The 24,748-nt window shown below is 53.3% G+C and carries 13 protein-coding genes and 1 tRNA gene; 11 read left to right on the top strand and 3 right to left on the bottom strand.

The window, feature by feature from the left end; genetic code table 11:
• The first annotated feature begins 188 nt into the window (after positions 1–188).
• Together B2828_RS14865 and B2828_RS14860 are read left to right on the top strand one after the other, a co-directional pair.
• Positions 189–3,314 (top strand): vitamin B12-dependent ribonucleotide reductase, encoded by a 3,126-nt coding sequence (locus tag B2828_RS14865; protein WP_479634553.1) that lies wholly within the window; start codon positions 189–191, stop codon positions 3,312–3,314.
• 103 nt (positions 3,315–3,417) lie between these two features.
• Positions 3,418–3,493: transfer RNA gene (locus B2828_RS14860), tRNA-Thr, on the top strand.
• A 359-nt stretch (positions 3,494–3,852) separates the two neighbouring features.
• On the opposite strand, the gene B2828_RS14855 is transcribed toward B2828_RS14860, so the two are convergent.
• Genes B2828_RS14855 through B2828_RS14845 form a run of 3 tightly spaced genes read right to left on the bottom strand, consistent with a single transcriptional unit; the run spans position 3,853 to position 7,256 of the window.
• The gene (locus B2828_RS14855; protein WP_479634552.1) at positions 3,853–4,731 is read right to left on the bottom strand and encodes an SGNH/GDSL hydrolase family protein; all 879 of its coding nucleotides are present in this window, start codon (positions 4,729–4,731) and stop codon (positions 3,853–3,855) included.
• Between the two features lie 41 nt (positions 4,732–4,772).
• Positions 4,773–6,119 (bottom strand): alpha-L-fucosidase, encoded by a 1,347-nt coding sequence (locus tag B2828_RS14850; RefSeq protein ID WP_479634626.1) that lies wholly within the window; start codon positions 6,117–6,119, stop codon positions 4,773–4,775.
• A gap of 18 nt (positions 6,120–6,137) precedes the next feature.
• Complete coding sequence (locus tag B2828_RS14845) at positions 6,138–7,256, bottom strand: LacI family DNA-binding transcriptional regulator (protein WP_479634551.1); 1,119 nt, start codon at positions 7,254–7,256, stop codon at positions 6,138–6,140.
• Between the two features lie 286 nt (positions 7,257–7,542).
• Between B2828_RS14845 and B2828_RS14840 the strand changes: the two genes are divergently transcribed.
• The 9 genes from B2828_RS14840 to vccD all read left to right on the top strand — a co-directional run bounded on the left by B2828_RS14840 (position 7,543) and on the right by vccD (position 24,714).
• Positions 7,543–10,536 (top strand): autotransporter-associated beta strand repeat-containing protein, encoded by a 2,994-nt coding sequence (locus B2828_RS14840; RefSeq protein WP_479634550.1) that lies wholly within the window; start codon positions 7,543–7,545, stop codon positions 10,534–10,536.
• A gap of 134 nt (positions 10,537–10,670) precedes the next feature.
• The gene (locus B2828_RS14835; RefSeq protein WP_479634549.1) at positions 10,671–13,175 is read left to right on the top strand and encodes a cellulase family glycosylhydrolase; all 2,505 of its coding nucleotides are present in this window, start codon (positions 10,671–10,673) and stop codon (positions 13,173–13,175) included.
• 159 nt (positions 13,176–13,334) lie between these two features.
• The gene (locus B2828_RS14830) at positions 13,335–14,414 is read left to right on the top strand and encodes a LacI family DNA-binding transcriptional regulator (RefSeq protein WP_479634548.1); all 1,080 of its coding nucleotides are present in this window, start codon (positions 13,335–13,337) and stop codon (positions 14,412–14,414) included.
• A gap of 427 nt (positions 14,415–14,841) precedes the next feature.
• Complete coding sequence (locus B2828_RS14825; RefSeq protein ID WP_479634547.1) at positions 14,842–16,647, top strand: glycoside hydrolase family 5 protein; 1,806 nt, start codon at positions 14,842–14,844, stop codon at positions 16,645–16,647.
• A 46-nt stretch (positions 16,648–16,693) separates the two neighbouring features.
• Positions 16,694–17,929, top strand: coding sequence for an alpha-L-fucosidase (locus tag B2828_RS14820; protein ID WP_479634546.1), 1,236 nt, complete (start codon positions 16,694–16,696; stop codon positions 17,927–17,929).
• A 149-nt stretch (positions 17,930–18,078) separates the two neighbouring features.
• Positions 18,079–18,522 carry a hypothetical protein gene (locus tag B2828_RS14815; protein WP_479634545.1) on the top strand — a complete coding sequence of 148 codons (444 nt, stop codon included), beginning with the start codon at positions 18,079–18,081 and terminating at the stop codon, positions 18,520–18,522.
• Between the two features lie 18 nt (positions 18,523–18,540).
• Positions 18,541–19,755: a Verru_Chthon cassette protein C gene (gene vccC, locus B2828_RS14810; RefSeq protein ID WP_479634544.1), complete on the top strand. Its 1,215-nt coding sequence runs from the start codon at positions 18,541–18,543 to the stop codon at positions 19,753–19,755.
• Positions 19,756–19,846: 91 nt separating this feature from the next.
• The gene (gene vccA, locus B2828_RS14805; protein ID WP_479634543.1) at positions 19,847–24,052 is read left to right on the top strand and encodes a Verru_Chthon cassette protein A; all 4,206 of its coding nucleotides are present in this window, start codon (positions 19,847–19,849) and stop codon (positions 24,050–24,052) included.
• Entirely contained in the window at positions 24,049–24,714 is a 666-nt protein-coding gene (gene vccD, locus B2828_RS14800; RefSeq protein WP_479634542.1) for a Verru_Chthon cassette protein D, read from the top strand. The genes vccA and vccD overlap by 4 nt, the downstream gene beginning before the upstream one ends.
• Positions 24,715–24,748 lie beyond the last annotated feature (34 nt).

The raw sequence follows: 24,748 nt of genomic DNA, 5'->3' as shown, positions 1-24,748 counted from the left end.
CGGATTTTTAGACTTGTTCGAAACCACAAGATGTTGTGTTATTTCCCGCACTCACCCCAACACGATGTAGCAGGGGTGCTCTTTAGATGTTCACCGGTTATTCACGGCTTCCAGGCCAAATATCCGGTTTTTTTCACTCTCAAAAATTCGCAACAACCCCGTAACAAGCTTAACCTAAGGAAAGCCCCATGCCAAAGCCTGGAGTCCGTACACCCTCTCGTCCCAAACTTTCCGCTTCCAACCGTATGCGCACCCAACTCGAGCCCCCTCAAGCCAAAGGCCTCAAGTTCGAAGCCGTATTTAGCGGTCCCAAAGTTTCCCCCTTCGACCAGATCGAATGGGAGCGCCGCAACACGTCCATCACCGACGACAGCGGCAAAGCCATCTTTAAACAAGACGACATCGAAGTCCCCGCCTCCTGGTCGCCCCTGGCCACCAAGATCGCCGTCTCCAAGTACTTCTACGGCGACATTGCCAACGGCACCGACCCCCACAAGGGCGGCCGCGAGAACTCCGTGCGGCAGCTGATCCACCGCGTCACCCGGACCATCGCCGACTGGGGCATTAAAGACGGCTACTTCGCCGACGACGCCTCCGCCAAGGTCTTCTACAACGACCTCACCTGGCTCTGCCTCAACCAGCACGGCGCCTTTAACAGCCCCGTCTGGTTCAACGTCGGCCTCTACCACCAGTACGGCATTGGCAAAGGCGGCCAGAAGGGCAACTACTTCTACAACCCGGCCACCGGCGTCGCCGAGCAGGCCCCGAGCCAGTACGAATACCCGCAGGGGAGCGCCTGCTTCATCCAGTCCGTCAAAGACACCATGGAGGACATCATGCGCCTGGCTCAGTCCGAGGCCCTCCTCTTCAAGTACGGCAGCGGCACCGGCAGCGACCTCTCCAGCCTGCGCAGCACGCGGGAGAAACTCAGCGGCGGCGGCAAACCGTCGGGCCCCCTCTCCTTCCTCAAGGTGTATGACCAGGTGGCCAACGTCGTGAAAAGCGGCGGCAAAACCCGTCGCGCCGCCAAGATGAACACCCTCAAGGACTGGCACCCCGACATCGAGGAATTCATCGAAGCCAAGACCAAGGAAGAGCGCAAAGCCTGGGCCTTGATCGAGCAGGGCTACGACGCCAACTACAACGGCGAAGCCTACGGCTCCATCATGTACCAGAACGAGAACCTCTCCATCCGCGTGAGCGACGAGTTCATGCAAGCCGCCATCGAAGGCCGGGAGTGGTGGACCAAGCGCGTCACCGACGACAAACCGTGCGAAAAGAAAGACGCCCGCGACCTCCTGCGCAAAATCGCCCTGGGCACCCACACCTGCGGCGACCCCGGCATGCAGTTCGACTCCACCATCCACCGGTGGCACACCTGCAAAGGCACCGCCCGGCAGAACTCCACCAACCCCTGCTCCGAGTACCTCTTCCTCGATGACACCGCCTGCAACCTGGCCTCCCTCAACTTGATGAAATTCAAGTGCGAGGACGGCACGTTCGACATCGAACGCTTCAAAGCCGCCGTGCGCATCTTCATCACCGCGCAGGAAATCCTCGTGGATAACGCCAGCTACCCGATCAAGGAAATCGCCGAAAACTCCCACGTCTTCCGCACCCTCGGCCTCGGCTACGCCAACCTCGGCGCTTTCATCATGAGCATGGGCCTCGGCTACGACAGCGAAGAAGGCCGCGCCCTGGCCGGAGCCATCACCGCCATCATGACCGGCCACGCCTACGAGCAGAGCGCCCGCCTGGCCGCCGTCAAAGGCCCCTTCGAAGGCTACCTCGACGCCGCCACGCGGCACGTCCCCAAGCCCCTGGCCAAGGACAACGTCGCCTCCATGCTCGAAGTCATCGAACGCCACCGCAGCCACGTCGCCAAAATCGACGCAGGCAGCCGCTTCGCCTACCTTAAGGACGAAGCGCGGCGTGTCTGGGACGGCGCCCTCGAACTCGGCAAAGTCCACGGCTACCGCAACGCCCAGGTCTCCGTCCTCGCCCCCACCGGCACCATCGGCTTCCTGATGGACTGCGACACCACCGGCATCGAGCCCGACATCGCCCTGGTTAAGTACAAACTGCTCGCTGGCGGCGGCATGCTCAAAATCGTCAACCAGACCGTCCAGCCCGCCCTCGTTCAGCTCGGTTACAGCCCCGAAGCCGTTGCGAAAATCGTCGCCCACATCGACCACTACGACACCATCGAAGACATCGTCGACGAAAAGACCGGCGAGACCATCGCCTCCGGCCTTAACCCCAAGCACCTACCCGTCTTCGACTGCGCCTTCAAGCCGCACCTCGGCAAGCGCAGCCTCGGCTACAAAGCCCACATCTTCATGATGGCCGCCGCCCAGCCCTTCCTCTCCGGCGCCATCTCCAAGACCGTCAACATGCCCGAAACGGCTACCGTTGACGACATCATGAAGACCTACATCGAGGGGTGGCAGCTCGGCCTCAAAGCCATCGCCATCTACCGCGACGGCTCCAAGCGTTCCCAGCCCGTGCAGAGCAAAAAGACCGACATCCCCGCCGACGTCGACGCCGTCCTCGCCGACAAAGAAGAGCTCGAAAAACGCGTCGTCGACCTCGAACGGGAAATCGACGAACTTCGCCAGAAAGTCAACAAACCCGTCCGCCTGCGCATGCCCGACACGCGCGTCTCACTCACGCACAAATTCGACATCGCCGGACACGAAGGCTACATCACCGTCGGCCTCTACGAGAACGGCCTTCCTGGCGAACTCTTCATCCAGATGGCCAAGGAAGGGTCCACCATCGGCGGCCTCATGGACACCGTCGCCACCCTCACCAGCCTCTCCCTGCAATACGGAGTACCGCTGGAGAGCCTCGTCAAGAAATTCGCCTACCAGCGTTTCGAGCCGAGCGGCTTCACCAAGAACCCCGACATCCGCAACGCCTCGTCGATTACCGACTACGTCTTCCGCTGGCTGGGCTGCCAATTCATCAAAGGCTACAAAGAAGCCACCTCACCCAAAAGAACCCAGCCCGAACTCCCCATGAAAGAACTGCCGGAGATCGAGAAACGGGCAGTCAACCGGCCCGTCTCCGACCTCTCGCGCACCGGAGAGAAAGAAATCTTCGACGTCCTGTCGAACCACGTCAACACCGACGGCGTCGCCACCCCGGGAGCCAACGGCGTTCCGGACAGAGCGCACGCCGAACGGGTTAAAGTTGCGCTGGGGAACATGTACATGGACATCACGTGCTCCAACTGCGGCAGCAACAAAGTCATCCGTGCGGGAGCGTGCGGATGCTGCACCGAGTGCGGCACCAGCCAAGGGTGCTCATAAAAGAGCGCTGAAAGCGTCGCAATAGACTTGCGCAAACGGAAGAGCCGGGGCATCCTACCCCGGCCCTTTTGTAGGGGGAGAGAGAAGGCAAAAGAGCCCAATCGCCAGCATAGCTCAGTTGGTAGAGCATCTGATTTGTAATCAGACGGTCCTCGGTTCGAGTCCGAGTGCTGGCTCCAGTTCTAAATAACTGGAAATAAACAGCGTGCGCAAGGCGTTCCATTCAAGAAACTCTCGTCATTGCGAACTCAGTGGCATTATGGTGCAACTAAAATGACCTACTTTGATTGAGTTGCGGATCGTGCCCGCCTGTGTCATCCATGACAGATCAGTAGGGGGACTCGACTAGCGAACGCACTTGCGCCTTGGCTTGTTCGAAGGCTTGCACGGCTTGCTTCCAGGGCCCCTCGGGCATGGCTTTGACGCAGTTCCTTTTGGCCGCCATATAGAACTTCGCACGCGGTGCCTTGGTAAAGGCGGAGTGCGGAGGTCGAAGCACGAATTGCCGGCTAATTGATCCACACGAATTATAGGCGACTTATTTCTGCTGCTGCTGTTTCAAAGTGGTTTTCAGGAGTTCCTTTATTTCCGATTCGAGGAGATCAGCAACCGGACGATTCAGCTGACTTGCCTTTGCGTTGAATTGTTGGAATTCCTGCAATGTCATCCGCAGTTTAATGGGAACTTCGCAGCCGTCGGGAGCATCGAGCCACTGCTTTTCCGCTTTTTGAATTTGCGGGCCATCAAGTCCAAAGCCCTTAAGAACGCCAATCGCCATTATTTCGTTTCCGGCGGGGTTCATGTGCACGCCGTCAATGGTCAGAAAGCGCCCGGTCGGTTTCGCAGATGGTTCTTTGAGCGCCTCCTGCATTTCTGCATTTAAATCAGCCAACCGGCAATGCTTTTCCCTGGCCAAGTTCCGGAGAAAATCGTTATACGCCACCAACTGTTGATTGAGGGCGTTGGACTGATCTTCTTGGATCATGGTGGCGGTCATGATCAGGACTGAAATCCCGGCGGATTGACAGCGATCAATCATCTCAGTGATGTTTTTTTTGTACTGATCCAGCGGCACGCCTTTAGCGCCATGCCAGACGTCGTTGACTCCGCAGCTGAGGGTCATCCAGGTCGGCTTTTTGCGGAGCACATCCTGTTCGAGACGCCCCAGCATTTGTTCCGATTGGTTACCAGAAACACCTGCGGAAATCGGCGTTACTTTGATTCCATTTGCCTCCAAACCGCTGATAACGAGGCGGACGTATCCTCCTGGATTGACCCCTTGCGCGGTAATCGAATCCCCCAGAAATGCAATGGATTGGCCGTTTTGCAAAGAGAGGTCATTGGCCGTTCCTGGAGTGGCTAGACTGCATAACGCCAGGCAGGCTAATAAGATAAGTGAAGGTGACTTTTGGTTCATAAAGCATTTGGGGGCGTTAGCAAGAAGCATCCCCCGAGGAACTAGTTTTGAGTGATGGCATGACCGCTGCCTGTATATAAGTTAAGCGGCCCCTCTAACTCGATTTTGATCACGGTTGCATCGCGATCGAGTTGTTCTTCCGGAACGTCAATCCATAGAACGCCCGGGAGGTTGAGCCAGCCAGCGCCGCCAACGATTCGATGGGGCGCTTCGGTTCCTCCGAGAATGCTTGTTCTCCGAACTTTGTTATGAATTCCTTTCACAGCTACTTGATCGTACGGACGGTCAAAGCAGAAAAGATAAAGCACGGTGGTCTCTTTATTCAGAGTCGAGGTGCCATAAAAGTGCCCGGGGGGCAGCCCGGCGACCGTGCCATAAATGGCTTCACCATATTTCTTGGTCCACCGACCAATCCCTTTCAGGACTTCAACGTGTTCAGCTTGGAGGGTCCCATCGGCCTTGGGTCCGACATCCAAAAGCAGATTGCCACCCATTCCGGCACATTCCGCCAGCATACGGATGCATTGACGGGCGGTTTTGTGGTTGTGGTCATCTTTGCGATAACCCCAGGAGTCATTGATCGTGACACAAAACTCCCATGGCCCGTCAGGCCGGGCGATGGGGATGGCTTGTTCGGGGGTGCCATAGTCGCCGTAATCTCCCATCCGGCTGTTAACGATAACCCCGTCGCTCCAATGCTTAAGTTGGTTTCTTAATTCCTCGAATCGCCACTGTTGCGGGCTCCGTTCCCAATCGCCGTCGAACCACAGTAGATCCGGCGAATAACGGGTGCAGAGTTCTTTCAATTGTCCGCGGTGGAACGCTAAAAATCTTTCCCATGCCGCGGGATTCTCGGCACCTTGGGGATAGGCAAATGCGTTGTGATATTTTTCCGGAGTATCACCCGGCATCGGAGGGTGTGGAAGAACGCTTGCGTAATCGGGATGGGACCAATCAAGGTGCGAATAATAGAGGCCGACTTTAAGACCATGATTGCGGAGGGCTTGGCAATAGGGACCGACGAGATCGCGCTTGGCGGGTGAAGCATCTTTGGCATTGAGGCAGCTTAACTGGGTGTCCCACAACGCAAAACCGTCATGGTGCTTGGTGGTCAAGACGGCATATTTGGCTCCAGCCTCGGTAAATAACGATGCCCAGGAATCCGGGTCATATTTCGATGCCGTGAATTCGTTCGCCTGAGCCATATACTCGGCATGAGAAATCTCCCCTCGAAAAAACCCCCAGGATTCACGGGTATTGCCCAAGGAATAAATTCCCCAATGCAGGAAAATTCCAAATTTTGCATCGTTGAACCAAGCGTCTAGCATATTTTGCAAAGGAGTGTTGTGGGTAGCGGGTTTCGTTTTTTCCTGGAATTCATTTCGAATGTCAGGAGTGCCATTATATTAGCGGGAGACGATCAACGCTCCGGGTCTCCTGGGTTGAAGCACATCCAAGGGCCTGGTGGTTTGCCGTTCGATCAAATGGGTCGGCAGGACGATGGATTGATGTGGAGCGTTGAGGGCTGCGGGATGGGCAGCCAACTTTTCGCTTTCCTTAACTCCTCGTCTCGCGATCTCGTCGATCGGCACATGGACGGTCGTCAAAAGAGGCGTAAAGACTCCCGAAAACTGGATGTCATCAAAACCGACAACGCTCAGATCTTCCGGTATCCGGATGTTACGCTCCCGTGCCTCGAGAATAGCGCCCACGGCCATGGCATCGTTGATGCAATAGAGAGCTGTTGCCCGGTTTCCCTGCTTTATCAACTTTTCCAGCACGACACGGCCCCCCTCAATGGTCGGATCTGAAAAGCAGATGCAATCGCCTGCCAAGTCAATCCGGTGCATTTTCAACGTTTGTTCGATGCTCAACCGCTGAGCCAAGGCATTGTAACTTGCGGTGGTAAATGGCCCCGCTCCAATCATGATGCGGCGGTGCCCCAATGCGATAAGATGCCCGATGGCAGAACGTGCTCCACCTGCATAGTCAGGGAGGATCGAGGTGACTCCGCTCAATAAGATGTCCCGGCCAAAGTAGATGATGGAGATTCCTCGCAACCGCAGGGCATCAATGAAAGTCAGATTGGGACAGCCCGCGCAAAATAGCGTTTTGACGGTATGGTTACGGATGGGGAGAGGAAGCTGCTCCGGATGCCTCAAGTAGTCGATTTCTATGCTGAACCGGCACAAATTAAAATGCCCGTCCCGCTCGAGAATGTCATCGGTCACGCAACCAATAAGGTCAGCGTAATACCCCGTACGAAAATTGGTTCCGGCTTCCGATGACAAGCCAAAGCAATAATCTTTGCATTTGGAAGGAAGCGTGGCGGAGGGAGTGCCACGGAGGGGTTTATAGCGAAGCCGTTGACAGGCTTGAATGATGGCCGCTCGGGTTTTTTCGCTGACTCGCCCCTTGCCATCCTGGCTGCGAAATACTGAAGAGACTGCGGAAGGCGAAACTCCTGCAGCTTCAGCAACTTCAGCCAAGCCGATGCGTCTTTTGGGGGGCGTGGGTTTCGTCATGATATTGAACTCTTGATTTGTAAAAATTTGATGTCAAAAATATTCAAAGTCAACTTTAAATATCGATTGTCCATGGATTTGCGCCCTTAATCCCAGCCTCAAAGATCCTGATATTTGTGGCGATGCTTGCGAGATCATCGTAGCGAGCTGTACAAATTCAATCCCTCAAAACCTTGTTCTCATCTGTGTTTTTTGAATTTTCAAGCCCGGGATGTAAAATGCGATGTAAAAAAGACTTGCCGACATGTAAAAATTAAATAAAAAAGACATCAAACCCCATTGAGTTATGAAATTTACCCCCGAATCGAAACTCTTTTCCCTAAATAAAAGCTCCTTTGAGAACCTTGTTTTTTCGGCAAATCACCGGCGTGTTGTGGTCGCGCTCGGGCTTTTGCTCGCCTGTGATTCCCCTGGTGCGGTAGTAACCTGGGATAACAGCGGCTCTTCACCAAGTGCGCCAACGGATGGCTCAACCAGCCTCTGGAGCACAATCGCATCCAATTGGAGCAATGGCGCAGCGGATTCCCCTTGGAATAACGCCAACAGCGATACTGCGGTCTTTGGCAGTGGCAATGGCGCAGCCGGCGTGGTCAATCTCGGCTCAAATATAACGGTTGGCGGCATTGTATTTAATGCGGCGACCAGCGGTAACTATAATATCGCCCCCGGCTCCGGGCCTTACGGGCTGACGCTGGGCGGAAATTCGGTCTCTGTTAACGCAGGTGCTGCCATCAGCGCGATCATTTCAGGGGGAAGCGGTTTGACAAAATCAGGGACCGGCACGCTTTTGCTTTCGGGCTCCAATAACTATACCGGGGTCACCACCATCAACGCCGGGATTTTGAGCATCACCTTGTGGACGGCCGGGGGATCTGCCAGCAGTATCGGCTCCGCAGCCAATGGCAACGCCAGCAACCCCAATATTATTATTAATGGAGGCACGCTTCAATATGCAGGAACGGCCGCGACTCAACTATCGAGCCGAATCATTTCGATCGGAACGAACGGAGCCACGCTGGATGCTTCGGGCGGGACAGGTTGGGGAATATCAGCGCCGGCCTTTGGATACACGGGCAGCGGAGCGCGCACTTTGACTTTGACGGGAACGACCGGCGGACTTCAAACCGCCGGTGGCACCCTTTCCGCCGCCGTGACGGATTCCGGCGGGGCCACTTCGATTGTCAAGAATGGCAATGGCGGTTGGAGCATTTCGGGGATTTCCACTTACACCGGATCGACGACGATCAATTCAGGGGTCCTCTTTCTCACTTCAGGCTCCAACAGGCTCCCGGTGGGGACAACGCTTTATATTAGCCAATCGGGAACGCTCAACCTTCAGGGACAAAATCAGACGGTTGCAGTATTGATGGATGGGACTAGCGGTGGCGGCACTGTCATCAATAACTCCGGAATAGCTACGTTTACGGTGGGCTCTGGAACCTATGGCGGGATACTGAAAGATGCCAGTGCAACGAAGATTCTAAATTTTTCTAAGACAGGATCTGGCACACTTTACCTTTCGGGAACCAGCGCCTATAGCGGCCCTACCACCATCGCCGACGGCGTGCTGGCTATCAAAACGGTAGCGACGGGCATAATATGGCAATCGCTCGGTATTGGAACCACCGTCAATCTCGGGGTGGCGGCAACCAGCTCCGGCACGATGCAATACAAGGGCAGCACGGGAACGCTGGACAAAAATATCTATGCCTTGGGGAATGGATTGAACACCGTACAGAATAATGGCAGCGGATTGCTGACACTCTCGGGATCTTTGGTAAAGAACGGAACGATTCTGGCGCTGGATGGAGGTGCGAATGGAATTAAGGTGACCGGAACAATCAGCGGCAACAACACCAACTCGGATCTTTATATAACCGGCGGCACCACGACGCTGACGGCTCAAAATACTTATAACGGTCCCACCTGGGTGTATGGCGGCGGCGTATTGATCAATGGCAACGCTTCCGGTGCCTTGCCGACTAGTACCAATCTCATTTTAGGAGGTACCGACAACAGCCGAGGGACCTTTGATCTTGGCGGCAATGGCCAGGTTGTGGCAACGCTCAACAGTACCGGGACCAATGGATCCAACCTCATCACGAATAGCGGCGCAGCCGCCACATTGACGGTGAACAACGGAGGGTCATTTGGCGGCGTTATTCAGGACGGCGCTGGAAAGACCGCGTTAAGTGTTACTGGCGGCAATCTCGTTCTCCATGGGGCGAACACTTACACCGGAGCCACCGTCGTCAGCGGCGGAACGCTCAGTATCAACGGCACTCTTGCGAATACAGCATTGAGTGTCGGTGTCGGAGCCGTTCTCGCGGGGAGTGGAACAACGAATGGCAACGTGGTGGCCGACGGTTCGATTTCAGGCAGTCTGACGTTTGAGAACGACGCCACGCTCCATAGCGGCGCAACAGCCACGGCAAGGGCATTCAATGGAAACATTGCAAACGATGGGATTATCACATCGGATATTACCATACAGAGCGGAAAAACCCTCTCCGGTAGCGGGACAACAGCGAACGTGACGGTCCAAGGTGGCGTTGTAAACGGCAGCGGATTGAAGGTCGGATCAACGACGCTGAATGGAAACAGCCAGTTAAGTGGCACGATCACGGCGAGCCAGATGACGGTGCAAAGCGGCAACACCGCATTAACTGGAGTCGTCACCTCCGCCGGCACCATTTCGGTCATCGCAGGAGCTACGCTAACCAATACAGGGACAGCGGCCGGGAATATGAGCGTGGCTGGCTTATTGACCGGGACTGGAGCGATTGAGGGTTCGGTAGAGCTAAGCGGCACGTTGGCTCCGGGCAGCGGGATTACCAGAATTAGCGGCGATTTTACAATGAAGGCATCGTCGCTGCTGACTTTGGCGGTTAGCGGCACGACTGCGGGAGTGGATTATTCCAGAATTGAGGTCGGCGGTTTAGTGACGCTCAATGGAACGTTGGATTTGACCACCCTCACCGGGTTGACGAGAATCGGGGATCAGGTCACGCTTATATTGAATTCCGGAGATGTGGGTGTTAGCGGTTCGTTCAGTTCGGTTTACGTAAATGGAGAGCTTCAGACAGTTGCCAACAGCAGCTTTACGTATGCGGGGATCGAATATCAGATTTACTATAATATGAATTCCGATTCCGGAGCCCTTGCTAACGATGTCACGTTGGCCGTGATTCCCGAACCGAGCACGTGGGCGATAATTATCGGAGGAATGGGAATGCTTATTGGGTTCCAGAGAACGCGCAAGGCGAATATGCGGCAGTAACCATGTAGGAAACAGAGTTGGACGACGTGCGAGAGGGAGGCTGGGAAACATCACCAAAGGTGTTCCAAGCCTCCTTTTTTCGTTTGGGACAAATTTTGATTGCTGTGGAAAACCATTAATAAGGATGAGCGATTATGAATAATCTTTTCTCTGGGCTAGTGACAGGGACGGCTACAAACCCGAACGGGATTAGCCGGTGGCGCCGCTCCAAAATGGCGATTGGAGCTTCGATATTGATGCTTTTAGTGGAAGTGACTGCGGCCAGGGCCGCCACCTGGTATCTCCAGGCGAATCAAAGCAGTTCAGAGAACTGGAATACCTTGTCCGATTGGTATTCCCAACCCTTCGCGGGAGGATCACACCCCAGTTTAATCACAGGTTCCGACAACTTCGACCTGAATGGGTATGCCGCCCGTATGCCAGCTCAGACTAGTGGAACGCTTACATTTCCCGGAAGCAGCCTTGTCCTAAATGGCGGCGAAGCTGGCTTGCTATGGTTAAGAACCTCTGCACCGGCGGTAGCCTTGTTCCCCAACATGGTATCCAACGGTGGAAAAATATGGAATTATTCTTCGGTGTCCGGGGTGCTTCCGTTGAGCATTACGAATCTCACGAATATCGGAAATACGACTTTTAGCACCTACGACGCCACTCGTGGCCTTAATATCACCATAGGAACGATTTCCGGAAGCGGTGACTTGTGCATGCTGGGGGTTGGCGGAGGTTCCATTTTACTTAATGTCGGCTCCGCTGCCAAATTCTATGGGACATTGTACATTGCAGACGGTTGTCAGTTCACTTTTCAAAATGCGATTACTTCATCGGGGGCCTTGGATGTTGGCGCCGGGACTTCTGTGACGCTCAACTACACGGCAACCTTTTGCGGACTGTCCGTGAGTGGCACGGCCATGTCAGGCGGAACCTACTCCGCTGCTGCTCTCGGTTTTAGCGGAACAGGGTGTGTGGTCGTTGGTCCTCCTGCTTCGTGGTATTTGCATGCAGCTCAACCCGCCACCGATGACTGGAATACCCTTGCAGACTGGTTTTCAAGCCCTGCCGGAGGAACAAACCCTCTGTCGATCAGCGGCAATGACAATTATTTTACCAATGGCTATTGTAATCTGCGCACTCCTGCCACCAGTTCTGATTCGACCTTTGGCGGAGCGCTTTTGACGATGGCTAGCGGAACGGCATATGGAGGGGTATATCTGCAAGATACGAGCAACTCGACCGCAGTGAGCATCCCTAATTTTTGCTCCATGGGTGGAATTATTTCGGTTGGAAAGAGCGTGATTGAAAACTTGAATGTTTCGAATTTTACCAATTTGGGCCCTACAATTTTTGATACCGCTGCTTCCACACGCGGGCTCAATATTAATTTGGGGGTGCTGTCTGGAACCGGCGATTTCACCATGGATGGGCGCGGCGGCGGGAACATGTCTATTAATATTTCCGATGCCTATAATTATACCGGAAAAATTAACTTTGATCAGTACAGCAGTAGCGTTACCACATTTCCGAGCGACATTTTTACCGCAGGCTCGCTGGAGTTTGGGGCGGGTAATGTCGTGAACCTCAATAGTAATCTTACGGTGACCGGCTTGAAAGTGTCTAGTGTCGCAAAGCCGGTCGGCACTTACGCCGCTTCGAGTCTATCGTTCAGTGGCACGGGAAATATTACGGTGGTAAATCGGCCTGCTCGCATGTTTGGAGTAAACCTGCCTGGCGGGGGATTCGCCGGTACAGCGAAATATCCCACTCAGGCGGCTCAATGGGATTATTACCACGGGAAAGGTATGAACTTGGTCCGAATCGCTTTTATTTGGGAGCGGGTGCAACCAACCCTCTATGGGGCTCTGAATACGACCGCTATGTCAAATCTCGACACGATCTTGTCCTTGGCGAACGCGCGCGGCATGAAGGTCATTCTCGATATGCACAACTATGATCGCTACACCATCGGGGGCGGAACAACGGCCTATCTCATCGGAACGACACAGGTGCCTTACGCAGCCTACCAGGATGTCTGGCAAAAACTGGCCAATCATTTTGTCGCTGCTCCAAATGCGGCGGCAATTTATGGCTATGACATCATGAACGAACCCTATAACACCGGCACAACGTGGGCCACGGCAGCACAATATGGGGTCAACGGCGTCCGGCAGAGCGATTCGGTTCACTATGTGATTGTCGAAGGCGATGGTTACGCAAGCGCATCGAATTGGATGACCAATAACGCCAATCTTAATGTCAATGATCCGGCGGGGCGGCTTATTTACTCAGCCCATTGTTACTGGGACAGTGGAGCCGGAGGGGCGTATGGTGGAACGTACGATTCCAATCACGCCTATCCCAACATCGGTGTAGATCGCGTCTCCTCCTTTGTCAGATGGCTTAAGCTAAGGAAAGCGTGGGGATTAATCGGAGAATACGGAGTTCCCACCAATGTGGCCAGCCCTGATCCTCGTTGGAACATTGTAATCGACAACTTCTTGTACTATCTCCAAAGCAACGGTGTCAGCGGAACTTATTGGGCGGGTGGTCAGGAGTGGACTCCCACGTATCCTCTCCTATGCACGACGGGAACCAACCCAATCCAAGGGTGTGCCGTTATGAATGTTTTGCAGAATTATCATTGATATGGGTTGTCTTTTCCTTACCGGAAGCAGGAAAATCCCATCCAGTGCGTGCCCTGCCCATGGGCCAGAGATGGGGAGATTCAAAACCAAGGCTTTTGTTTGACTTTGCCGGCTAATTGTAGTCAAGTTTTGACATACTCATCCAAAAAAGTTCAAACCATGACCGAGGCTACGGCTCCCAAAAAACGCGTTGGAATCGTTGAAGTTGCACGAGCAGCGGGAGTATCTCCTTCCGCAGTCTCCTCGGTTTTCCGCAGCGCCGATGGCAAAGGGCGAGTCAGCGATAAAACCCGCGCCGCCATCATGGATGCCTGCCGCAATCTTGGTTACGAGCCGCTTCATGCGCCCTCCAAGGCTCAAATTCGTCCTGAACTCAGTGATTACTGCTTCGCTTTGTCATCGGCTGCCGGGATGAAGTTCAGAACGGGCTATTACGCCGACCTGATCAGCTGTGTTACAAACTCCATTCCCGAACCCGACGGGCATTTTCACCTATGCCGGTTCTCGGTGGATACGGACTATTTGAGCCACCCGGAGATGCTCCCGTTGCCCATCCGCAACAATACGGTCAATAAGGTCCTCTGCGCGGGCCGGGTCAATCTGACCCTCATCGAAGCCCTTCGGATGCGGAACCTGGCCATCGTCAATGTCGGTCAAGAAGTTTTGCTGGGGGGGATTACTTCGGTCCTGCCTGATTTTCAAGGCGGCGCGAGTTTGGCGATCGAGCACCTTATCTCGCTGGGGCATCGCCGCATCGTTATTGGTGCCGGAGCATTTTCCGCGGGAGATTCCAACACGTTGAGCCAACGCCGGGGGATTGAGGAGACGATGCAACGGCATCAACTCGAACTCGACAACGCCAACCTTTGTTTCAACGCCCCAACCATCGAGGGCGGGCGGGCGGTGATGGAAGAGCTTATTAAGCACAGCGATCGGGCAACAGCGCTCTATTGCATCAACGATGCTATGGCCATGGGGGCTATCCTCCAGGCACGGGAACGCAATATTCGGGTGCCGGAAGACCTCAGCGTCATTGGCTTTGATGATATCCAGTTTTCCAGCGTATTCACGCCGCCCTTGACGACGGTGCATGTTCCTATCGACGAGGTTGCTCGCCGGAGCGTGGAGGAAAGTGAAAAGCTGGCTGAAAATCCCGTTTCCCCCGAAACTCCACACAAATCCATCATCCTGCCAACGCATTTGATCGAACGGCAAACCACTACACGTCCAGCGTTGTAGTGGGCTTTCTCGCCCCGCGGCGAGAAAGGATCTTGGACTGTTGCGGACCCAGCAAGCAGGGGGTACCCGCTGACGTCCATTGGGTCCGGCAGTAACCGCGATTCCAGGTAGCCACCCCCCTTGTGCAAACCGGTCTTCCCCAGCCCCTGAAGCGGATATTTTCCGGTGTTTGATGCTGCATCACAGGCCTCAGGTGCAAAAAGTAAAAACTGAACTTTACAAAAGATTCAAAAAGTGGAAACATAGCTCGTGTTGAGCTCAAAAAACAGAGCGCCCCCTAGAACCCCCAACCAATCGCTCGCACTGGCTGCCTCGATTTTACGGATTTTCCCGACTCGAGAAAAAAGCTCCCCGGAAGAACCGAAACTAGAATCGGCGCGCAGTTCTGAAAGCAGTCACCTACTTCATAAGTAAAACCTCACCAGTCATGAAAGTTCATAACAACAGTTTACAAACGATAAACGGGCATAGATCGCGGATGCGATGGGCCGTCGGCCTGCTAGCTCTCTCGGCAGTAACTTGGCTGACTCCCCTCGCGGAAGCGCGGACTTGGTACTTGCAAGCCAGCCAGCCCTCCTGGGATATCCTCGCCGGTTGGTATTCCCAGCCGCTGGATGGCGGGGAGCATCCAGCTTCGATTAATGGAACGGATGAATTCGATCTCAACGGCTTTAATCTCCGGACGTCGGGAAGCTCGGGCCAAACGTTCGCGGGAAAGACGTTAATCCTAACTGGCGGCGAAGCGGGGTTGCTCAATGTCAGAACAGCGGCACCCGCCATGTGTGTCATTCCCAGCCTTGTTTCAAACGGAGGGAAAATACAGAATTACGTTCCCGGAGCTAATCCCTCATCGGCTGGCGTGGAGATCAAAAACTTTAAAAATCTGCTCAACACCACCTTCAGCACGGGAACCAGCAGCCGTGGATTGGATATTGTCATTGGAGATCTCACCGGTGACGGAGATTTGACCCTGGTCGGCATGGGCGGAGGCGCTGTCTCCCTCAAGATTAACAATGCCAAAGATTACCATGGCAGACTCTACGTTGCGGACGGCTGTGCTTTAACTTTTGGAAATGCCGTTGTGTCTGCCGGATCGTTGGAGGTTTGCGCTGGCACGAGCGTGGTCCTCGACCAGATTGTCACGTTTCATGGTTTGAGCGTCAATGGAACCACAAAGCCTCCAGGGGTCTACACGGCCGCAAGCCTTGCAATGAGCGGAACAGGAAGCATCACGGTCAAACCAGAGGCCGCGCCAGCCAACACCGCAAAGAGTGATACGCGTGCCGGAAAAGCGAGGGAGCATATGTATGGGGTCAACTTCCCAGGGGGGGGCTTTGCTCAGGCGCATTATCCTACCGACCCGATTGAATGGGACGTTTACCATTCCAAGGGATTGAACTTAATTCGAGTTGCCTTTCTTTGGGAGCGGGTTCAGCCAACGCTTAATGGAGATCTTGAGCCATCGGCCATGGAAGCTCTGGATAAATGCCTCGATCTGGCAGCGGAGAGAGGAATGAAAGTGATCCTGGACATGCACAATTACGATCGCTTCCCGATGATTACTGGAACTGGGAAAACCGAGTATTTGATCGGGTCTCCCGAAGTGCCCTACTCTGCCTACACTGATGTGTGGAAAAAGCTTGCCGCTCACTTTGTCAACAAGTCTGCGGTTTACGCGTACGACATCATGAACGAACCGCACAAAACCTATGAGACTTGGCCGGCTGCGGCACAAGCCGGCGTGGATGGGATTCGCCAGAGCGATAACAAGCATTACGTCTTGATTGAGGGAGACGGATTTGCAAATTCCGCCCGCTGGATGATGGATAATGGAACGCTTGCCGTTAAAGATCCGGCGGGGTTGGTGATCTATTCCGCTCACATCTATTTTGACAGCAACTACAGCGGGAAGTATGGCGGCGACTACGACTCCAATCACGTTTATCCAAATATCGGCATCGACCGGACCGCGGCATTCGTTCATTGGCTAAAACTCAGGAAGGCCAAAGGGCTGTTTGGCGAATATGGTATTCCGAGTCATGTCCAGGTCCCCGATCCCCGTTGGTATACCGTTCTTGACAAGTTCATGTCATATATCGATGAGAATGGAATCAGCGGAACGTATTGGGCTGCCGGAAACTGCTGGAGCCCGGGGTATCTGCTCCAAATTGGCCGGGTGCCGTTCGAAAACGGCGAGCCGGAAGTCCTCTCCTATCTCCAAAAATATCGCTAACGGATCGATCCCCCCTCAACCCTGTGCGATCTAAAATGAGTTGACTATGATACCGGTTCCCCTCCCTCGCATTACTCAGTTTGAGAAGCTTGCCTACGGCCTGTTTCTTCACTGGGGTTTGTATTCTCAACTCGGCGTTGGTGAATGGACGATGTTCCATCACAGCATCCCGTCCAGCGAATATGCCAAGTTGAAGGATTCTTTTACCGCGAAGGATTTTGATGCGCGGACGCTAGCCCGGTTCGCGAGGGAATCCGGTTTTCGCTACATCACGCTAACCACGCGTCATCATGACGGATTCTCGCTCTATGATACTCGTGGATTAGACGATTACGACGCGCCACACAGCCCGGCAGGCCGAGACTTGATTGCTGAATTTGTCGACGCCTGCCGAGCCGAGGGGATTGTGCCGTTTTTTTACCACACCACGCTGGACTGGCGCTGGCAGTCTCAATGCTGCAGCGATGCGAAGTTTAGCGAATATCTGGATTACCTGAATGCGTCCGTCGAGATCTTATGCACGCATTATGGAAAAATCGGCGGGCTCTGGTTCGATGGCAACTGGTCGCGTCCAGGAGCCAATTGGCAGGAAAACCGCCTTTATTCAATGATCCGGCGGTTGCAGCCCAAGGCGATGATCATTAACAACACAGGACTCTCCGCGCGAGGGGAAGCCGGTCACCCGGAGCTCGACAGTGTCACTTTTGAACAAGGATTGCCGAAACCGCCGGATCGGGAGGGATGGCCCAAGTACCTTGCCGGTGAAATGTGTGAGACGATCAATCGGCATTGGGGAACGGCCTTGCGTGATTTCAACCATAAGTCCGTCGCACAGTTAATCGAAAATCTTTGTGCGTGCCGTAAGGCCGGGGCCAACTATCTCCTGAATGTGGGTCTTTCCGCGCAAGGCGGAGTTCCCGAGCTCGAATCGGCGATCCTGAAAACAGTGGGACAATGGATTAACCTCTCGGGCGATCTTATATACCGAGGTAAACCCCATATTGCGCGAGGACCTAAACGAGACTTCGTTTTGGAAATGGACGGACGGCTCTACTATTTTGCTCATGATGTGCGTCGGCGCGGAAACGATCATGTCGTTCAAGATGCGGGCGGCGAAACCTTGCGGACAATTTACGGGCTCGACCGCCCCATTCAAAGCGTACAGTGGCTCGATGAGCCTGGGCAGCTTCGCTTCGCCCAATGTGAGAATTTTGCGGCAGTGGAGTTCCTTGGTTACCCCTACGGGAGGGATTTGGCGGTCAGGATTGCCGAATTAATATAGTGTCAAAACTATAGCACACCAAATACAACATTGGAGGAATGCCTAATCAGCAAACAATGTTTATGACAAGAATTCTAAATATTCGGGCTATTCGGGAAACGAATCAATCGAGCATAAAAATACAACGCCGAAAGAATTCCGCATTCACCTTGATCGAAATCGCCATTGCCCTGCTGGTGGTCGCTTTTGCCTTTGTTCCGCTATTTGGCCTGCTGCCGGTTGGACTCGGGTTATCCCGCGAAGCAATCGACGCGACCGTCCAGTCGCAAATCGTGCAACAATTGACGGCAGAGTCGCTTCAAACGGATTACTCCAGCCTCACGGCTCTGGCAACCAATTCGATAAGCAATCCCTACTATTTTGACGAACAGGGAAATCGCGTTTCGGCTACGGCCAATCCGTCCTATGAGGCAGCCTATTATGTTTCAACGAATACAGCTATTCCTGATAATCAATCCACGCAAAAACTGGCGAAAGTCACGATCTGCATTTTGAACAAATACGTCAGACGAACCAATCATACGCAAACGGATCTGTTGAAGAATGCGGATTCCAAGAAATTTGTTCTTCTGGTTCCAGACAACGGCAGATGAGGCTCTGCGTTTCAAAAGATGCCTAGGTCGCATGCTCAGGTTGGTCCGAGGGAACGACGCTGCTCGGCGTTCACTTTGACGGAATTGATGGTGGCAATGGTGTTGCTGGTCATCATTACCGGCATTGTCATTCAGATTACCAATCAAACCTGCCAAATATGGAGGAGTTCCACGGCAAAAATTCAAACTTTCCAAGATGCGAGAGCCGGATTCGAAGCCATGAGCCGTAAGCTCAGCCAGGCAACGCTCAATCCGTACTACGACTATTACAATAGCAACAATCAAGCCCGCTCGACCGTGGCCTTGGGATTAAGCGGAAGCGCCGCGCTTTCTGCTCTCGCGGGATTTGTCCCCTCCACCTACGATCGCTACTCTGATCTTCACTTTATCTCCGGACAAGTCGCTGCGTTCTTGTTGCAGGGAAGCGACGGAAACACATCCCATATTACGACCCAAACGCATGCCGTGTTTTTCCAAGCTCCATGCGGCTATTCCGCAAATGCGTCGTATCAGGACCTCGACAACGCGCTGAATGCGTGCGGCTATTTCCTTCTATTTGAGGACGCAAAAGCCAGCGTGCCGCCGCATATTGCCAACGCCCCAGGCTATCACCCCCGGTATCGTTTCCGGTTGATGGAGATGACGCAGCCCACGGAATTATTGGGCATTTATGCCGCAACGGGAACTGCGGCGCAAAACGATTGGTTTGTGAAGAACGCCGTAGCCCAGTCTAGAATCATAGCGGAAAACGTCATCGCGCTAGTATTGTTGCCCAAATTGCCTGCAAGCGAGGACAGTCCCGATGGGGCCGGTTCAGGAGTTTCCGCTGCTCCGAACTACAACTACAATTCGCGGATTCATCTCAATGCAACCCTTGATCCATCGTTTTCCTCGTTTCCTGGTGACAAATTTATCGCATTTCCGATGACCGGAGGAACGGCTTCAGGTTCGCGACATGCTCAACTCCCCCCAATCATGCGCCTAGTCATGATTGTGATTGACGAAGTATCGGCAGCTCGAATTCAGGCCAGCGGGACCACTCCGCCCACAGGCATTGACCTCACACAAACCACCTTGTTCACCGATGCCTCCAAGCTCGATACCGATATTGTCCAGGTGGAAAACATATGCAACGCCGCAGCCGGCAACCTTACCGGGAATACGACACGCCTCAAATATCGTGTTTTCAGTACCGATATCATCATGCGCAATTCGAAATGGAGTAGTAAATAAGATGCATATAGTCACTCCGTCTCATCCATTCAGACAATGCTTGTTCGGTAAATCAAGGCCCCGTGGCATAGCCCTCGTGATTGTCCTCGGAATGTTGGCGCTGATTGCCATTTTGGTGATGGCGTTCTTTAGTAGCGTCAAGACCGAGTTGCAGTCTTCAAAAAGCTACGCTAGCGAAGGCGATGCCCGGACTCTGGCTGACACGGCGGTCAACCTGGTCATCTCGCAAATTCAAGACGCCACAACCTCAGGGACTTCCTACCCATTGGCCTGGGCCTCACAGCCTGGAATGATCCGGACCTACGACAACACTGGTAAGGCCGTAATGGCCTATAAGCTTTATTCGTCAGATACCCTTCGGGTTAAGGGTTCCTATGATGCGCTGGGCAATTTAAGCAGCGAAATACCCGATTCTTGGGCAGACGCGGACAGCACCAATCTTTTCGTTGATATCAATAAGCCGGCCTATGTCATGCGAGGGATAACGCCCAAAGTATGTTATCCCATCATCGATCCCAGGGCTGTCGGTGCCTCATTTGGAAATCAATCCACTTCACTATCTGGAACGAATATCCCGATTGAAGGCTGCTTTTTAAATACAACAACAGGGATTACCGCGACAACCGCACGTCAGCAAAATCCCATCCCAATGCCCGTTCGATGGCTCTACGTTCTTAAGGATGGCTCCATCGCCTCGATAAACCAATCAACGAAAGCAATCTCGGGTGTTGGTACAATTCTGCCCGATGGAACCAAGAACACCGTGGTGGGGCGGATTGCATTCTGGACCGATGACGAGACGTGCAAGGTTAATATCAATACGTCATCGGAAGGAACCTTTTGGGACAGGCCGTGGACCGTCAATGCAACGGGCACATCAATGGTGAACGGTAGTGATTCCTACGATCTGTCGCTGGCGGTATCAATGCCGGTACAAAATGAATTCCAGCGTTATCCCGGACATCCCGCCATGACATGCTTAAGCACTATATTTCCATCCCTTGGTGGTAGTGTGCCGAATAACGAAACGATCTATTCCATTATCCCAAGAGTCGTGGGTGGAGGAAGTAAAGGGGGGACTATTACCATCACCGGATCTTCGTTCGCGATCATTCCCGATACGGATCGTCTTTTTGCGTCCGTGGATGAACTGGTGTTCAGCGCAACTTCTGTGATGTCCGGAACCCGGCAGAGCAATCCCACCAATGCGGGCATATTCACGCAGGACGACATCGATAAAGCACGCTTCTTTCTAACGACTTCCAGCAGAGCTCCTGAAGTCAACATTTTCAACAAGCCTCGTATCACGTTGTGGCCATTGCAGGCGAACACGGGCAACGTTTCGGACCCCATCAATGCGCGGGATAGAAACAGTAAAGACAAGCTGATTGCTTTTTGCTCAACCATCGGCAAGACGCCCTATTACTTCCAACGCTATAATAGCTTTTACAGCTACGCTACAGGCAGCAGCAACTCTCCGAGCAGCCAGAGCTCCATTGATGACTGGAACCTAATTCCAAGAAATCAAGAGCTCTATACTTATTTGCGGCACCTTACAGCGGATCCAATACCAGGATTGGGCGGGAGTTTAGCGGACAAATATCCCAATACACGGGACCAAATCCTCACAGAAATCTTCGATTTTATCCGAAGCAGCGTCAATACCATCAATACCGGGGAACCATCGGTGCCGTATTATTATGCTCCGTTCGATCCCAAAGGCTTCACCACTGGGCAAAGTCAAGTTGTTCCGATTGTATTGCCCAAAGGAACCACTCTCCCGGACGGCAACTCTCTTTCCGCGACCACCAAAGGGTTTGGCCGGTTTTCAACCATTGTCCAGGCAGCCCTCATCTTTTACAATAAAGACAAATTGGCGATTAGCGGTACGGTTCCGCCCAACGGAATGATTAAGACCGGTACCTACAACGGGACTACATTTACCTCAGGAACGATATTAAATAATTATGTCATTCCGAATTTTCCAGATTGGAGCACCTTTCCCCGGCAATTTGGCGGCGCAGGAAACGCTTCTATTTTGCTCACCGGCACCAACTATACACTATCCTCGGAAACAGCCCCTCTTCAAAATATCGGGGCTGTATTGATCCTGCAACCGTTCAATGTCTCCCCAGGCCCTCCTCCATGGACGTCGCATGTGCGATACGTCGTAAATGGACTCGATAGTCTTCAGGCAAATGGATCTGGAATTGGCTTTGCGAATCAATGCGTGAATATGGTCTCTTCGATTGATTCGATGATCAATTGCACGGCATTGACGGGCCTGGAACCGGCATTACAGCAGCCGCCTCGAATGCCAAAAATATTAGGGATGACCAATCCCAATAATCCGGATGCTCAATATTATCCGCTTTATGGCTCGTTTCAGGTATCTGGATCAACATTCAATTTTTCAGGCGGGGACATCTCAATCCAGATCTATAATGGAGGGGGCGCCGCCCTGGCGGCCAGTACGCCAATTCAGACGATTCACATGTCCTTTCCCAGACATACGAATTTGCCGGTGCCTTCCCTCGGAATAAGGAGCATCGCTTCGGGGACGACTCGCATCGACCTATCCAATCGGTACTGCAATCAGTTTACCGATTTCAACAACCGGCTGAACTACCTGGTCACTAGTAGCACTGGCTCCCGGTATGGCCTTGCTGAGTTTAATGCGCAGCAACCGTTACCGTTGATCGTTACCGCAAACAAGGCGCCATTTGTAGGAGACATCGTTCGAAGCGTGGAAGCCCGGTATGGTGGGGTCGCTCACGGAGATTACAGGTTATTGGCTGGTTTGACGGATGTCCCTTCGGATTTCTTTGAAGGACATGGATCAAAAGACACCCCTTCTTCTGATGGCTTGCTATATTCAGGAACGGATCGATTGATCCATGGTTTGTGTGTTGATGGAATGGCCGATTCGTCTGGAAACATTCTAGATACCAGCGCTCAAAATGGATATTATGCCGGAACCGGAGCCGCGAATGACAAACGCGGCAAGCTGATTCCATCGAGTACCGGAGTCGAATACCCAAATTCCTATCGCTGGGATAATTTACGGCGGCAGAAGGCACCGGTTGTACCGCGAGGCCTCAATGGTGCCTATCAGTCGGATGGCATAACTCTCGGCGATTGGGACAATGGCATTGGCTGGCTTGTAGACGGTCCCTTTATCAATATCCCGGACCAATGCGATTCCAACTCGCCGACTCGTAATGGCAATCTGCCTCTATATTATAGCAGCGGAGGGATTGTGGATGGTGCAGGCATTGTGGAAAGCGGCGCCTCGTTCTCTCCCAATCGTCAAATTGCCTCGGCTGTTGCATTCGGGTCGTTGCCGACGGGGATTGATCCGAGTGATTCCAATTCATCCGGATCGCTCAAATCAAAACCTTGGCAGACCCTTCTATTCTGTAAAAATCCTCTGGGAGGAGCCACCCATCCTGGATTTGGAACCCCGATTGGAGCTAGTGGTCCGCCTTATCGACTGCCTCCGGATCATGCTTTTCTGGACTTTTTTACCATGCCGATCGTGGAACCCTACGCGATTAGTGAACCGTTCTCGACCGCGGGGAAGGTCAATATGAATTATCAATTGGTTCCCTTTACATACCTTACCCGAGACACCGCCGTGCGGGCGACACTAAAAGCGACCAACATTACCGCGATCCCAACATCCAGCGGAAGCACTTATAAACTAGTCAGCACGAACGGACAGAACAGGGACTATCGTTACACGCTGAACTTAAATGAGGCAGACGGAACGCTCGAGGGATTCGAGAGACGATTTAATCCCGCAAAATTTGGGGTTGGAAATTCTCCCGATATTTTCCGATCCGCATCAGAAATTTGCGATATCTATCTGGTTCCGAAAACGCTCGTTAATACAACAACGGGGGCTCCCGGTAATCCGACGTATAGTACAATGGATAGTTGGTGGTCGCCGACGGACATGACCAAAGGTTATCGCTTGACCGGGGACAATGTGCGCGAGCAGCCCTACGGGCATATCTACCCCAGGCTGACAACCAAAACGAATACGTTTACAGTTCATGTGATCGCACAAACGCTGAAAAAGACGGTCAATACAGAAGCCGATATATTCGTGAGCGGACGGGATCAGATCACCGCTGAGTTTCGAGGATCTTTTGTTGTGGAACGCTATGTCGCCCCGGATTCCGATACGCTGGTGCATCTCGATGGGAAGACACCCGCCAACGAAAATGATTCGGATGCCATGGTGGGGCCATACAAGTTTCGCATCATCAACAGCAAGCGATTCGCGCCATGAAGCCGATATCCACTGATTGCAACTCCTGGCGAGCCGGATTTACGCTTCTTGAGCTACTGGTCGTTTGTGCGATTATGGGAGGGCTGCTTGTATTTGCCGTTCCTGCGGTTGGGCCGCTTTTGATGGCTTCGAAGATTAACAAATCGGCATCCTTGGTTAACGATGAGCTCAATTACGCTCACCAATTGGCCCTTGCTCAAAATATGGATGTCGAAGTCCGGTTTTATCAACTTCCGTCGAAAAGTGGCGGATCGGACCTTCGATACCGTGCGTTGCGGTTATTCGCCGCCACCAATGACAGCTTATCAAAGCGAGCCCTGAGCGCGGTCAAATACTTTCCCGATTCCATCATTATGACCACGGCTAAAGACAGCTCAGGGAATCTCCTCTCGACCCTTTTGGATGTGGGCAATGGCAGCCGCATTGGACTGGTGTCAGGAATCGAGAATTTACCATCAGCACAGGCCACTCCCTACGTCAGCTTTATGTTCCGTTCGACGGGAGGAACCACGCTTTCACCGGTCGATCCACCTCTAGGCAATTGGTATGTGACGATCTGTGCAGATCACGGCTTGGTAATTGCCGGTGCGGGCATCCCTGCCAACTACTGCACTGTGCAAATAGAGCCGGTCACAGGACGAGCCAGATCCTATAGGCCGTAGTGAGCAGAGGAACTTAAATCGGCGATTCGATTTT

The organism is Spartobacteria bacterium UBA695, from assembly GCA_002298145.1.
GTDB lineage: Bacteria > Verrucomicrobiota > Verrucomicrobiia > Chthoniobacterales > Chthoniobacteraceae > UBA695.
Note: the sequence above shows the minus strand (reverse complement) of the source record. Positions and strands in the feature narration are given on the sequence as shown.

Excerpts from the sequence above, each read along its gene's own strand:
- B2828_RS14865 (WP_479634553.1), top strand. The coding sequence starts at position 189 with ATGCCAAAGCCTGGAGTCCGTACACCCTCTCGTCCCAAACTTTCCGCT.
- B2828_RS14855 (WP_479634552.1), bottom strand. The coding sequence starts at position 4,731 with ATGAACCAAAAGTCACCTTCACTTATCTTATTAGCCTGCCTGGCGTTA.
- B2828_RS14845 (WP_479634551.1), bottom strand. The coding sequence starts at position 7,256 with ATGACGAAACCCACGCCCCCCAAAAGACGCATCGGCTTGGCTGAAGTT.
- B2828_RS14840 (WP_479634550.1), top strand. The coding sequence starts at position 7,543 with ATGAAATTTACCCCCGAATCGAAACTCTTTTCCCTAAATAAAAGCTCC.
- B2828_RS14835 (WP_479634549.1), top strand. The coding sequence starts at position 10,671 with ATGAATAATCTTTTCTCTGGGCTAGTGACAGGGACGGCTACAAACCCG.
- B2828_RS14830 (WP_479634548.1), top strand. The coding sequence starts at position 13,335 with ATGACCGAGGCTACGGCTCCCAAAAAACGCGTTGGAATCGTTGAAGTT.
- B2828_RS14825 (WP_479634547.1), top strand. The coding sequence starts at position 14,842 with ATGAAAGTTCATAACAACAGTTTACAAACGATAAACGGGCATAGATCG.
- B2828_RS14820 (WP_479634546.1), top strand. The coding sequence starts at position 16,694 with ATGATACCGGTTCCCCTCCCTCGCATTACTCAGTTTGAGAAGCTTGCC.
- vccC (WP_479634544.1), top strand. The coding sequence starts at position 18,541 with ATGCCTAGGTCGCATGCTCAGGTTGGTCCGAGGGAACGACGCTGCTCG.
- vccA (WP_479634543.1), top strand. The coding sequence starts at position 19,847 with ATGTTGGCGCTGATTGCCATTTTGGTGATGGCGTTCTTTAGTAGCGTC.
- vccD (WP_479634542.1), top strand. The coding sequence starts at position 24,049 with ATGAAGCCGATATCCACTGATTGCAACTCCTGGCGAGCCGGATTTACG.